This is a genomic window from Jeotgalibacillus sp. R-1-5s-1 (assembly GCF_004405105.1).
GTDB lineage: Bacteria > Bacillota > Bacilli > Bacillales > Jeotgalibacillaceae > Jeotgalibacillus.
The window spans coordinates 1-12,807 of record NZ_SORW01000024.1 but is presented as its reverse complement, the minus strand read 5'-3'; the positions used below and the strand labels follow the sequence as shown (position 1 = coordinate 12,807).

Genomic DNA, 12,807 nt, shown 5'->3' with positions numbered 1-12,807 from the left:
GCTGTGTATAAGTGACAAAATCCGTGCACGTTCGACCACATTCTATTCACATGTGGATAACACGCCATTTCAGTCATTAACAGACATATCCACATATCCACAGCCCCTACTATTATTACTAAGTTTATTTAAAAATATTTATTATATAACTCGCAGCAAATATGCGAAGAGTTGGAGGATATCTTACATGAAATTTCAGATTCAGCGTGATCGTCTTGTTGATGGCGTCAATGATGTCATCAAAGCGGTCTCATCCAGAACAGCGATTCCGATTTTGAGCGGAATTAAAATTACAGCTCACGAGGAAGGAATAACACTGACTGGAAGTGATTCAGATATTTCGATTGAATCGTTTATTCCAAAAGAAGAAGATGGCAAAGAAATCGTTCAGGTTGAAGAAACAGGGGGCATCGTCCTTCAGGCCAGATTTTTTGAAAGCATTGTTAAAAAGCTGCCGCTTGATACCGTGGAAATTGAAGTCCACTCACACCTGCAAACCGTGATCCGCTCAGGAAAATCGGAATTCAACTTAAACGGGCAGGATGTAAGAGAATATCCGCATCTTCCGGAAATTGAGGAAGACAGCGTGTTGAAAATCCCGACAAACCTGTTAAAAACCATTATTCGTCAGACTGTGTTCGCAGTGTCCACCTCAGAAACACGCCCTATCTTGACAGGTGTAAACTGGACAGTGGAAGACGGCACGTTAAACTGTGTTGCAACAGACTCCCACCGTCTGGCGATGCGCAAGGCACCAGTCAGCGGAGGAAACGGCGAGCCATACAAAGCCGTCATTCCGGGTAAAAGTCTAAATGAACTGAACAAAATTCTTGAAGATACTGCAGATGAAACAGAAATTGTTATGACTGAAAATCAGGTGCTGTTCCGCTCCAAGCACGTACTGTTCTTCTCAAGACTGCTTGAAGGAAATTATCCTGATACGTCAAGACTCGTTCCGTCTGAAAGTAAAACGTCCATGACAGTTGGCGGAAAAGAATTTTTACAGGCGATCGACCGTGCTTCTCTATTAGCGCGTGAAGAACGCAACAATGTCGTGAAGCTGTTGATCAGTGAAGATGGCAATGTTCAGATTTCATCTAACACACCTGAAATCGGGAAAGTTGTAGAGGAGATCCAGAGTGATGAAACAACTGGCGAAGCGCTGACGATTTCATTCAGTGCGAAATACATGATGGATGCGCTCAAGGTGCTTGAGGGCACAGAAACGAATATCCAGTTTACCGGTGCGATGAGACCATTCGTTCTTCGCCCGACGGCGGATGACAGCATTCTTCAGCTGATCACCCCTGTTCGTACTTATTAATTTCATTGATTCATTGAAAGACTGAAACACAGCCGCTCATTTGGCCGGATGTGTTTCAGTTTTTTGTTTTAGTGAAGGCCTGAGGGAGAAGAGGATTTTCAATTTTGGGGAACGGTACAATTCGTGAGTGGAACGATACAAATCCATAGCTGTAGTGATACAATTAACAGACCAAACAGAACAATTCAGCTGCTTTTGACAGAAAGCGATACAATAAAATGCTGAAACAGTACGAAAAAATGTTGAAACGATACAAATATTTTCTGAATCGGGTCAATCACTCACCGAAACAGTACATTTCCCACAAAACCATCCAGCTCTCGAAGATCCGACTTCAACCCCCAACTTTTACAATCATTACAACTCCATGTTTTCTTTGTTTTCGCGTACCCGTTAAGGTAAAATAGAAGGATAAGTCAATAAGAAAGAAGTGAACGGACATGAGTGAAAAAATCACGATCCAGACCGAATATATTACACTCGGTCAATTTTTAAAGCTTGCAAACATTATCCAGAGTGGCGGAATGGCCAAATGGTATTTAAGCGAGCATGAGATTTTTATTAACAAGGAACAGGACCAGCGCAGAGGACGCAAGCTGCGCGATGGCGATGAAATATATATTCCGGAAGTCGGCACTTATACGGTGAAGTCGGAAGGGTAGAAGGATGTTCATGCATGCACATTGAGGAGCTCGAGCTTTCGCATTATCGAAATTACGAAAAAATGACCCTGACCTTTGATAATAACGTCAATGTAATCCTCGGAGAGAACGCTCAGGGCAAGACAAACGTCATGGAGTCCATTTTTGTCCTGGCAATGGCAAAATCCCATAGAACGTCAAATGACAAAGATTTAATACAATGGGATGAGGAATATGCTAAAATAAAAGGTAGAGTGATGAAACAGCACGGTGCTCTTCCCCTGGAACTGATCATTTCAAAAAAAGGGAAGAAAGCAAAAGTCAATCACCTTGAACAATCAAAACTCAGCCGCTATGTCGGCCATATGAATGTTGTGATGTTTGCGCCCGAAGATCTCCACTTAGTGAAGGGGAGCCCTCAAGTAAGGCGTCGTTTTATTGATATGGAGATTGGACAGGTTTCAGCGGTCTATCTGCACGACAGCAGTCTCTACCAGAAGATTCTCCAGCAGCGAAACCATTATTTAAAGCAGCTTCAGACGCAGCGCCAAAAGGATCAGACGATGCTTGATGTGCTGACGGATCAGTTTATTGAAATGGCTGCTAAAATTGTGGTGCGCCGCTTTCATTATTTGAAGCTTCTGCAGGAATGGGCAGAACCGATCCATAAAGGAATTTCAAGGGGACTTGAAACACTTGAAGTCGTGTACAAGCCATCCATTCCGGTTGACTCAGGCGTTTCTCATAAGGAAGTTGAAGATGCGTTCAGGGAAAAGTTTGAAGGATTGCGAAAGCGCGAGATTGAACGGGGAGTAACATTAGTCGGGCCACACCGTGATGATTTACAGTTTCTTGTGAATGGTCATGATGTTCAGACGTTTGGCTCACAGGGTCAGCAAAGAACAACGGCACTCTCCATTAAGCTTGCTGAAATAGAGTTGATCCATTCGGAAATCGGTGAATACCCGATTCTTTTGCTTGATGATGTGCTGTCTGAGCTTGACGATTACCGTCAGTCACATCTTTTAAATACGATTCAGGGAAAGGTCCAAACCTTTGTCACGACAACGAGTGTCGAAGGCATTGATCATGAGACTCTGAATGAGGCCACTACATTTATTGTTGAGCAGGGCAGCATTGTGAAGAAAACAAAAGGGGGCTGACCCAGGTGTATGTGCATATTGGGGAAGACGCAATGGTAAGAATGAATGACATCGTGGCGATAATGGATGTACAGGCGGCAGAGGGCTCGCTCATTATGGAGCAGTTTATGAAGGACAACGAAAACGGTATCGTTGATCTCTGTCAGTCAGCCTGTAAAGCCATTGTTATTACTGATTTCAAGGTTTATTTATCTCCATTGTCATCAGCAACCCTTAAAAAAAGAGCGGAAAAAATGAGCAGACCGTATAACCGGTCCTAAGTAATAGAAAGTGCAGGTGAAATCGCGTGGCAACTGAAGATACACAAATCCAGCAAGCCTACGATGAAAATCAGATACAGGTTCTTGAAGGTCTCGAAGCCGTCCGGAAACGTCCGGGAATGTATATCGGTTCGACTTCCTCAAGAGGACTTCACCATCTCGTATGGGAAATCGTTGATAACAGTATTGACGAGGCGCTTGCAGGCCACTGTGACACGATTACGATTAGAATCACAGAAGACAATTGGATCGAAGTAGAAGATAATGGCCGGGGAATTCCGGTCGGAACACACGAAAAGATGGGACGTCCAGCCGTTGAGGTCATTATGACTGTACTTCACGCCGGGGGTAAGTTCGGTGGCGGCGGATATAAAGTATCCGGCGGATTGCACGGGGTAGGGGCTTCAGTTGTTAACGCCCTTTCTGAGCAGCTGGAAGTCTTTGTTCACCGTGACGGCAACATCTATACCCAGACGTATAGAAAAGGTGTGCCGCAGTTTGATTTGAAGATTGTCGGAGAAACTGACCACACTGGAACGGTTACACGCTTTAAAGCGGATCCGGAAATCTTCACTGAAACGACGGAATACGACTTTGACACGCTTGCAAACCGTGTGCGTGAGCTAGCCTTTCTTAACCGTGGTCTGGCTCTTGAAATTGAAGACCAGCGCGCGAAGGATGAAGAAGGAAATAATATTAAAAAGCATTATCACTATGAAGGCGGAATTAAGTCTTATGTTGAGCACTTAAACCGCACGAAGGAAGTTATTCATGAAGAGCCGGTCTTTATCGAAGGTGAAAAAGACGGTATCTCGATTGAAATTTCCATGCAGTACAATCAGGGATTTGCGAGCAACATTTATTCTTTTGCAAATAACATTAACACGTATGAGGGTGGAACGCATGAATCAGGCTTTAAGACTGCGCTGACCCGCGTGATTAACAGTTATGCAGCCCGTAATAATTTATTAAAAGACGCCGATGGCAACCTGTCCGGTGAAGATGTGCGTGAAGGATTAACGGCGATTATTTCGATAAAGCATCCGGATCCGCAGTTTGAAGGACAGACGAAAACAAAGCTCGGCAACTCTGAGGCAAGAACGATTACAGATCAGCTCTTTTCGGAGCATTTCGATAAATTTATGATGGAAAACCCGACCGTCGCACGCCAGATCGTGGACAAGGGTTCCATGGCGGCGCGTGCGCGTCTTGCAGCTAAAAAAGCACGTGAATTAACGCGCAGAAAGAGTGCGCTTGAAGTATCAAGTCTTCCGGGTAAACTGGCTGACTGTTCGTCACGTGATCCTAAGATCAGTGAACTGTATGTCGTAGAGGGTGACTCTGCCGGCGGATCAGCCAAGCAGGGCCGTGACCGTCATTTCCAGGCGATCCTGCCGCTGCGTGGAAAGATCATTAACGTTGAGAAAGCGCGTCTTGATAAAATTCTGTCGAATAATGAAATTCGTGCGATCATCACAGCGCTTGGCACAGGTATCGGGGAAGACTTCGATATTTCAAAAGCCCGTTACCATAAAATTGTCATCATGACGGATGCCGATGTAGACGGTGCGCACATTCGTACGCTCCTTTTAACATTCCTGTACCGTTATATGAGACAGATTATTGAAGCCGGCTATATCTATATTGCACAGCCGCCGTTATATAAAATTACGCAGGGGAAAACAATCCGATATGCGTATACAGACCGCGAACTGAATAAGATTCTTGAAGAAATCCCAGCGGCACCAAAACCGGGACTTCAGCGTTATAAGGGTCTTGGTGAGATGAATCCGGAGCAGCTATGGGAAACAACCATGAATCCGGAATCACGTACGCTTTTACAAGTCACGATGGAAGATGCAATTGAAGCGGATGAAACGTTTGAGATTCTGATGGGGGATAAAGTAGAGCCGCGCCGTCAGTTTATCGAGGACAATGCTGCCTACGTGAAAAACCTGGACGTGTAACAGGTGGATAGAGGAGAGGGATAGGCATCTGTTCTATCCCTTCTTACTGTTTTAAAGATCAAAAAACAGCAGAATCAGCCGGTATGATCGTGATCGCCGGAGGGTCTGTCTGAATGATGCAAAGCCGTTGATTAACCGGGCTTTTCTCTTATAAGGAGGTTTTTGTTGTTATGGCCGAGACGCCTAGTTCGAATGTTCATGAGATCAATATTAGCCAGGAAATGCGTACGTCGTTCATGGACTATGCGATGAGTGTTATCGTATCCCGTGCGCTTCCTGATGTAAGGGACGGTCTGAAGCCGGTTCACCGTCGTATCCTGTATGCGATGAATGACCTTGGGATGACGTCTGATAAAGCATTCAAAAAGTCTGCCCGTATCGTCGGGGAAGTAATCGGTAAGTACCACCCTCACGGAGACTCAGCCGTGTATGACACGATGGTCCGTATGGCGCAGGATTTCAGCTACCGCTATATGCTTGTAGAGGGACATGGAAACTTTGGATCTGTCGATGGAGATGCCGCTGCCGCGATGCGTTATACGGAAGCGAGAATGTCCAAAATATCGATGGAGCTTCTACGCGATATTAATAAAGATACAATTGATTACCGTGATAACTATGACGGCTCTGAACGTGAGCCGATCGTTCTGCCTTCCCGTTTCCCGAACCTGCTTGTAAATGGTTCAAGTGGAATCGCGGTTGGAATGGCGACAAATATTCCCCCACACCAGCTCGGTGAAGTCATTGACGGCCTTCTTGCTTTCAGTGAGCACCCTGAGATTACGATTGCTGAACTGATGGAACATATTCCGGGACCAGATTTCCCGACAGGTGCGATGATTTTAGGCCGCAGTGGCATTCGCCGCGCCTATGAAACGGGTAGAGGATCCGTTGTTCAGCGTGCGAAGGTTGAAATTGAACAGAAAGCCAATGGACGGGAAACGATTCTCGTTCATGAAATCCCTTATCAGGTCAACAAAGCGAAGCTGATTGAAAAAATCGCTGAGCTTGTGCGTGATAAAAAGATTGACGGCATTACGGATCTTCGCGATGAATCTGACCGTAACGGTATGCGGATCGTGATTGAAGTCCGCCGTGATGCAAATGCCAATGTTCTGTTAAATAACCTGTACAAACAGACAGCTCTTCAGACAAGCTTCGGTATTAATATGCTGGCACTTGTAGATGGTCAGCCGAAGGTACTGAACCTGAAAGAAGCGCTTCACCATTATTTAGAGCACCAGAAAGTCGTGATCCGACGCAGAACGGAATTTGAACTCCGTAAAGCGGAAGCGCGTGCACATATTTTAGAAGGTCTGCGCATTGCGCTTGATCATATTGATGAAATTATTGCCTTAATCCGTGGATCTGAAACAGCGGATCTTGCACGTGAAGGGCTGATGGAGCAGTTCAGTCTGTCTGAAAAGCAGGCACAGGCGATTCTTGATATGCGTCTTCAGCGTCTGACAGGACTTGAGCGCGACAAGATTGAAGAAGAATATCAGTCACTCGTTGCGTTAATTAAAGACCTGAAAGAAATTCTTGCAAGTGAAGCACGCGTCATTGAAATCATCCGTGAAGAGCTGCTTGAATTAAAAGAACGTTTTAACGATAAGCGCCGTACAGAGATTACAACAGGCGGAGCTGAAATGATTGAGGATGAAGATCTGATCCCGCGTGAAAATCTGATCATCACACTTACACATAATGGTTATATTAAACGTCTGCCGGCTTCTACCTACCGTTCTCAAAAACGTGGTGGCCGCGGTATTCAGGGCATGGGTACCAACGAAAATGATTTCGTTGAGCACCTGCTGACGACCTCTACGCACGATACGATCCTGTTCTTTACGAATAAAGGAAAAGTATACCGTACGAAGGGTTATGAAATTCCTGAGTACAGCCGGACAGCGAAAGGACTTCCGATTATTAACCTTCTTGAGATTGATAAAGACGAAGTCGTGAACGCAATGATCCGTGTAGAGGAGTTCAAAGAGGATTCTTACTTCTTCTTTACGACGCGTAAAGGGCTGGCGAAACGTACGCAGGCAACCGATTTTGCCAATATCCGTACAAACGGGCTGATTGCGATCAACCTGCGTGAGGATGACGAGCTCATTTCGGTGAAATTTACAGACGGCAGTCAGGAAATGATTATCGGGACGAAAAATGGTCTCCTGATCCGTTTCCCTGAAACCGACGTCCGGTCAATGGGACGTACTGCTGCCGGCGTAAGAGGAATCCGGTTGAATGCTGATGATGAAGTCGTTGGCATGGAAGTGCTTGAAAAAGACAACGATATCCTGGTCGTGACGGAAAACGGCTACGGTAAACGGACGCCTGAAGCAGAATACCGTGTTCAATCAAGAGGCGGTAAAGGGATTAAGACGTGTAACATTACCGAGAAAAATGGACGTCTTGTCTCTGTAAACGCCGTATCCGGTAATGAAGACATCATGGTCATCACTGCTCAAGGTGTGCTGATACGGATGGATGTCGATGGTATTTCCCAGACAGGCAGAAGCACGCAGGGTGTGAAGCTGATCCGTCTTGGTGAAGAGGAATATGTGGCCACTGTGACACGTATTGAAAAAGAAGAAGAAACAGATGAAATGGATGAAGAGGCTGCAGAAGGCATGGAAGCAGCAGCTCCATCAGAAGAAGAGTCAGAAGAATAAAGCATGGCTGTATGAAGGGTGAGATCGCGTTATTTGGCGCGGTCCCACCCTTTTTCTTGTGGTCAGCTAAAGGATTCTGAAAAAACAGGAAAATAACTTTCTGTTTTCTTTTTGCTATGTGATAAAATGAATAAAAAGAACTAGCCGAGGTGCGAGGATGAAGGTACATGTTGAGGAATTAACAGTAGGTTGCATTGCAGCAGAAGATGTCATGGGACTGACGGCAAACCCGATTATAAAAAAAGGGACAGAAATTGAGCCGATTCATATTGAAGTAATGCGGGCATTTAACATCCGCCAGCTGGCTATTTTATCTAAGACAGCTGATGGAGGGATGGTCGATGCTGAGCCTTCAAAAGATGAAGCTTACAATGAAACCGCAGATTTTCATGAAGTGGAGAATTACTCCTTTAAAAAGCTTTACATGGATTTCGTAAAATTCTTCAACGCTGCCTTCAATGGATGGCAATCCGGAAGCAAAGTGGATGTCGTTGATCTGAAAAACAAACTGACACCGCTTTTAAAAGCAGTTTCTTCCGACCGGGACATGATCTATTATCTGCCCCGCTGGTCACAGCCAAAGGATTATATGGCACACCATGCTGTATCAACCGCACTCATCAGCTACCTGATCGCCGAAAAATACGGCTATGACAAAGGAGCCTGCATCCAGACCGCTCTGGCAGGGATTATTGCCGATACCGGAATGGCGAAAATGCCGCTGTCGATTTTAAAGAAAACAGGGCCACTGACGCAAGAGGAAGCCATTGAAATCCGTAAGCATCCGATCTACAGCTATCAATATGTAATGGATACACCTCTGTTGAAAAACGAAATGAAGCAGGCAATCTATCAGCATCATGAAAGACTCGATGGCAGCGGGTACCCGCGTGGCAGCAAACGATCGGACATTAATCTGCCCGCCCAGATGATCGCCCTCGCGGATGTGTACCATGCGATGACTTCAGAACGGCTGTACCGTGCCAGACAATCACCTTTTAAAGCGCTGGAAACGATCATGCACGACGAATTCGGCAAGTTTGATATTATCCTGTTAAAAACCCTGCAGGAAATGGTCGGTAACCTGTCCACCGGTACAAAGGTCGAACTGTCCAACGAACAGGTCGCTGAAGTCATTTTCACAAAACCTGACGAACTACTCCGCCCGATGGTACGCTCGACATTAACAGAAGAAGTCATTGATCTGTCAACGAACCGCAAATTGTTTATAGAAAGAGTTATTTCCTAGAATGAGATTCGCTTTTTTCAAAGTGTTTAAAAAAGGCATGACTTTATATTTCATATCTATCTCAAAATGAAGCCACATCGTACCGGGGGCATCCGTAGACTCCTGCGGCAGAGAAGCGACAGGTGAGACAGCGTAGTGCCTAGCACTAGCTGGCTCACCGCGCGGCCTTAGAAAAGCGGAGGCGACTCGTCCAGCCCCGACAAGCATAAGGCGAAGATGAAAAGAGGGCGGCCCTTTGCCCTCGTTCAGCTTCGACTTATGACCTCGAGGGGCTAGTCGCTGGAGCTAGACCAGGGAAAGCGAAGGATGACCCCGGTACGATTGATGAAAACTGACATTCTTAACAGAGTTATTTCCTAACGGAGATAGCTCTTTTCTTTTGATAAAAAAATTTTTAAAAAAATAAAAATTGATTTGAACAAATGGGTGACCTTAAGCGTATAAGTCATAGAAAAAGAAAGGAGAGGCAGGATGAAGATAACGACACCAGAGCAGTTGAGCGTGCTGCTGCATGAACATTATTCGTTTTTATATGCCTATTTAGTCAAGCTGACCCTTCATCCTGCTGAAGCCGAGGATCTCGCGCAGGATACAATGATTCGCTGTATCGAGCGTTACGCTCAGTACAATCCGAAGAAGGCAGCCTTTACAACGTGGATGATCCAGATCGCAACCAACCTCTGGATCGATAAAAAGCGACGGAAAAAGCGGGAGCACATGTACCTGAACAGCCGTCAGCTGGAATGGAAGCTTGGGGAGGGGCCGGGACTTGAGATTGCAGAAGCGCTGAAAACGTTAAAGGATATCCACCGGATTCCTGTCGTCTTGAGCTATTATTATGGCTATTCCTATGAAGAAATCGCAACGATCTGCCAGGTTTCGACCGGTACGGTTAAATCCCGGATGCATCACGCAATGACTAAGCTGAGAAAGGAGCTGGGAGACAATGAAACGCAACAGGCACGATGACATAGAAGAAAAACTGAAAGAGGGACTGCGTGACCTTGATCGGGTGACAGCAGCAACACCGTCTATGGAAGAGATCCACATGATGATGACAGAAACACGTAAGCGGCAGCGCAAGGAGCTGATCTGGTTCATTCTCATTGCGCTATGCCTCATCACGGTCACGCTGCTCGTGTTAATCAATGATCCGGTTCTTTATGCAGTGGGTCAGCTCCTCTTTTTTATCATTGCGGGCATCTCAGGTATGATCTATCGCAGGAGAAATGGGGTGAGACAGCATGAATGAACTACCTGATATCCGACTGCTCATTTTGCTGATCCTCATTGTCCTTGCACAGAGTATCTATTTGTTCACGGATGCAAGAAAAAGAGGGCATGCCAAATGGTTCTGGGGCATCTGGGGCATTATTCAGACGCCACTTCCGCTCATTTGCTATTTAGTCTGGTCCCGCAAACTACAGCCTTATTTAATTAAAAGGAGAGATCAAAATGGATGAATTGAATTTTGCTTTAATCGCGCCTCTGGCATTTATTAATATTGTGATCGCTGTTTTAGCCCTGGTGGATCTGGCCAAACGACCTTCTGTAAACGGTCCGAAATGGCTGTGGGTGATCATTATTCTGTTTATTAATCTGATTGGCCCTGTCCTTTACTTTATCATCGGAAGAAGGGATACCTAGATGATTACCGTTTCAGACTTAACAAAATCCTATGGTTCAGCAAAAGCGGTGGACCAGCTTACTTTCTCTCTTTCACCCGGTCGGACCACAGCGCTACTCGGTCCAAACGGCGCCGGGAAAACAACTACACTTCATATGATCAGCGGGCTGGCTGAACCAACAGCAGGTACCATAACATTTGATCAGCATCACGGAGACAATAGAAGCCTGATTGGATTTCTACCACAATATCCGTCCTTTTTTAACTGGATGACCGCAAAAGAATACCTTGTTTTTGCTGCAGAGCTTGGTAAAGTTTCTAAAAAAGAAGGGATCATACGCGCAGATCAGCTGTTGGAACGGGTCGGTTTAAAAGAAGCAGCGAATAAAAAAATCGGAGGCTTCTCAGGCGGAATGAAACAGCGGCTTGGTATCGCACAGGCACTGATCCATCAGCCAAAGCTGTTGCTGCTCGATGAACCGGTATCAGCACTTGATCCGGCCGGACGTAAAGATGTGATGGATCTGCTTCAGGAGTTAAAGCAGGAAATGACCATCCTATATTCTACGCACGTTCTGCACGATGCCCAGACGTTATGCGATGATGTGCTGATCATGAATCATGGAAAAAAGGTGCTCTTTGACTCCCTTGAACAGGTGTATGCGGCCTATGACCGTCCGGAAATCACCATACGCTCCGATGAACCAATTAAGGAGTGGGTTACTTTATTACAACAAAAGCATCCCGTTCTGACGGTTAAATCAGATGACCGTACAGCGATCGTAAAAGGGATGGAGATTGATAGCCTGCGACCACTCCTATTAAAAGAAATAATTACCCACCAGCTGCCGGTCCGGTCAATGGAAGTCGGTACAGCGACATTAGAGGATGTCTTTCACGAGGTGATGAACGTATGAATGCCTACACTGTATTATTAAAAAAAGAGTGGCTTGAAATGAAAAGGAGCTATAAGTGGCTCTGGATGCCACTTGTTTTTATTGCGCTCGGGATCATGCAGCCGTTAACGAGTTATTATCTGCCGGACATTTTAGAACAGTTTGGCGGTCTTCCGGAAGGAGCGGTGATCGAGATTCCTCTGCCGGGAGCGGATCAGGTTTTTGTTGAGACACTCGGGCAGTTCTCACAAATTGGTCTGTTTGTGGTAGTGCTCGGCATTATGGGCATGCTGTCAGGTGAACGCACAGGAGGCACAGCGGTTATGGTGCTCGCAAAGCCTGTTTCCTACTTCGCCTACTTCTTTTCTAAATGGACGGCAGCTGCAGCGATCGTCTTAATATCCTACATCTCGGGTGCAGCTGCATCACTATACTACATTTATCTGCTGTTTGATCCGATTGCCTTTGCGGATATGATGTCAGCCTCTTTCTTCTATATTTTGTGGCTGCTGTTTGCTGTCTCGCTCGTCCTGTCTTTAAGCACGGTGTTAAAAAGAAGCGCAGCGGTGGCTGGTGCAGGACTTGTGATTCTATTGCTATTATCTTTACTGTCATCCATCTTTAGAGAGCCAATGCTGTGGACGCCGGGAAGTCTGACACTTCATTCACAAGCGATTATGATGAACGAATCTGTAGCGGGAGCCTGGCGCGCCATTGTAAGTACGATCCTATTGAGTGTACTGCTGATCGCCGGATCAGTACGTTATTTAAAGAGAAAAGAATGGGTACAGTAATTGTTTTTCGCTATAATGTTTAACGCAGAGCATGGATACGGATCCTGCTCTTTTTTAATGGGATTTGAGCTTTGAAATAAATTAAATTAATAGTTTATTTAAAAAGGGTTGCGTTATATGAAACATCCGTGATATATTATTCCTCGTTGCGAAAAACAACGGCCATCAACTTCAACTGGATGCTGAAAAAACTTTTTCAAAATAACAG

General features: G+C 45.5%; 13 protein-coding genes. All 13 read left to right on the top strand.

Translation table 11 applies throughout. The features are described from left to right. Positions 1 to 187: 187 nt before the first annotated feature. Entirely contained in the window at positions 188 to 1,324 is a 1,137-nt protein-coding gene (dnaN, locus tag E2491_RS10540; RefSeq protein WP_134375613.1) for a DNA polymerase III subunit beta, read from the top strand. A 440-nt stretch (positions 1,325 to 1,764) separates the two neighbouring features. Continuing rightward, positions 1,765 to 1,986 (top strand): S4 domain-containing protein YaaA, encoded by a 222-nt coding sequence (gene yaaA, locus E2491_RS10535; RefSeq protein ID WP_134375612.1) that lies wholly within the window; start codon positions 1,765 to 1,767, stop codon positions 1,984 to 1,986. 14 nt (positions 1,987 to 2,000) lie between these two features. Further along, positions 2,001 to 3,128 carry a DNA replication/repair protein RecF gene (gene recF, locus E2491_RS10530; protein WP_134375611.1) on the top strand — a complete coding sequence of 376 codons (1,128 nt, stop codon included), beginning with the start codon at positions 2,001 to 2,003 and terminating at the stop codon, positions 3,126 to 3,128. A gap of 5 nt (positions 3,129 to 3,133) precedes the next feature. Next, positions 3,134 to 3,388 (top strand): extracellular matrix regulator RemB, encoded by a 255-nt coding sequence (remB, locus tag E2491_RS10525; protein WP_134375610.1) that lies wholly within the window; start codon positions 3,134 to 3,136, stop codon positions 3,386 to 3,388. Between the two features lie 26 nt (positions 3,389 to 3,414). Next, a complete protein-coding gene (gyrB, locus tag E2491_RS10520) occupies positions 3,415 to 5,355 on the top strand; it encodes a DNA topoisomerase (ATP-hydrolyzing) subunit B (protein WP_134375609.1) in 1,941 nt (646 codons plus the stop codon). Positions 5,356 to 5,525: 170 nt separating this feature from the next. Then, entirely contained in the window at positions 5,526 to 8,033 is a 2,508-nt protein-coding gene (gene gyrA, locus E2491_RS10515) for a DNA gyrase subunit A (protein ID WP_134375608.1), read from the top strand. 157 nt (positions 8,034 to 8,190) lie between these two features. Next, the gene (locus tag E2491_RS10510; RefSeq protein WP_134375607.1) at positions 8,191 to 9,282 is read left to right on the top strand and encodes an HD-GYP domain-containing protein; all 1,092 of its coding nucleotides are present in this window, start codon (positions 8,191 to 8,193) and stop codon (positions 9,280 to 9,282) included. 471 nt (positions 9,283 to 9,753) lie between these two features. After that, positions 9,754 to 10,251 carry a sigma-70 family RNA polymerase sigma factor gene (locus tag E2491_RS10505; RefSeq protein ID WP_134375606.1) on the top strand — a complete coding sequence of 166 codons (498 nt, stop codon included), beginning with the start codon at positions 9,754 to 9,756 and terminating at the stop codon, positions 10,249 to 10,251. Further along, on the top strand, positions 10,229 to 10,534 hold the full coding sequence (locus E2491_RS10500; RefSeq protein WP_134375605.1) for a YxlC family protein: 306 nt from the start codon (positions 10,229 to 10,231) through the stop codon (positions 10,532 to 10,534). The genes E2491_RS10505 and E2491_RS10500 overlap by 23 nt, the downstream gene beginning before the upstream one ends. Continuing rightward, positions 10,527 to 10,745 carry a sigmaY antisigma factor component gene (locus E2491_RS10495; protein ID WP_134375604.1) on the top strand — a complete coding sequence of 73 codons (219 nt, stop codon included), beginning with the start codon at positions 10,527 to 10,529 and terminating at the stop codon, positions 10,743 to 10,745. Before E2491_RS10500 ends, E2491_RS10495 begins: the two co-directional genes overlap by 8 nt. Then, positions 10,738 to 10,929 (top strand): PLD nuclease N-terminal domain-containing protein, encoded by a 192-nt coding sequence (locus E2491_RS10490; RefSeq protein ID WP_134375603.1) that lies wholly within the window; start codon positions 10,738 to 10,740, stop codon positions 10,927 to 10,929. The genes E2491_RS10495 and E2491_RS10490 overlap by 8 nt, the downstream gene beginning before the upstream one ends. Then, a complete protein-coding gene (locus tag E2491_RS10485; protein WP_134375602.1) occupies positions 10,930 to 11,826 on the top strand; it encodes an ABC transporter ATP-binding protein in 897 nt (298 codons plus the stop codon). It begins immediately after the preceding gene. Beyond that, positions 11,823 to 12,599, top strand: a complete 777-nt coding sequence (locus E2491_RS10480; protein ID WP_134375601.1) for an ABC transporter permease subunit — start codon at positions 11,823 to 11,825, stop codon at positions 12,597 to 12,599. Before E2491_RS10485 ends, E2491_RS10480 begins: the two co-directional genes overlap by 4 nt. Positions 12,600 to 12,807: the final 208 nt, after the last annotated feature.

What these genes read in the sequence shown, in the direction of transcription:
- dnaN (WP_134375613.1), top strand. Translation starts at nt 188, where the DNA reads ATGAAATTTCAGATTCAGCGTGATCGTCTTGTTGATGGCGTCAATGAT.
- E2491_RS10500 (WP_134375605.1), top strand. Translation starts at nt 10,229, where the DNA reads ATGAAACGCAACAGGCACGATGACATAGAAGAAAAACTGAAAGAGGGA.
- E2491_RS10490 (WP_134375603.1), top strand. Translation starts at nt 10,738, where the DNA reads ATGGATGAATTGAATTTTGCTTTAATCGCGCCTCTGGCATTTATTAAT.
- gyrA (WP_134375608.1), top strand. Translation starts at nt 5,526, where the DNA reads ATGGCCGAGACGCCTAGTTCGAATGTTCATGAGATCAATATTAGCCAG.
- E2491_RS10510 (WP_134375607.1), top strand. Translation starts at nt 8,191, where the DNA reads ATGAAGGTACATGTTGAGGAATTAACAGTAGGTTGCATTGCAGCAGAA.
- E2491_RS10480 (WP_134375601.1), top strand. Translation starts at nt 11,823, where the DNA reads ATGAATGCCTACACTGTATTATTAAAAAAAGAGTGGCTTGAAATGAAA.
- E2491_RS10495 (WP_134375604.1), top strand. Translation starts at nt 10,527, where the DNA reads ATGAATGAACTACCTGATATCCGACTGCTCATTTTGCTGATCCTCATT.
- E2491_RS10505 (WP_134375606.1), top strand. Translation starts at nt 9,754, where the DNA reads ATGAAGATAACGACACCAGAGCAGTTGAGCGTGCTGCTGCATGAACAT.
- yaaA (WP_134375612.1), top strand. Translation starts at nt 1,765, where the DNA reads ATGAGTGAAAAAATCACGATCCAGACCGAATATATTACACTCGGTCAA.
- recF (WP_134375611.1), top strand. Translation starts at nt 2,001, where the DNA reads ATGCACATTGAGGAGCTCGAGCTTTCGCATTATCGAAATTACGAAAAA.
- E2491_RS10485 (WP_134375602.1), top strand. Translation starts at nt 10,930, where the DNA reads ATGATTACCGTTTCAGACTTAACAAAATCCTATGGTTCAGCAAAAGCG.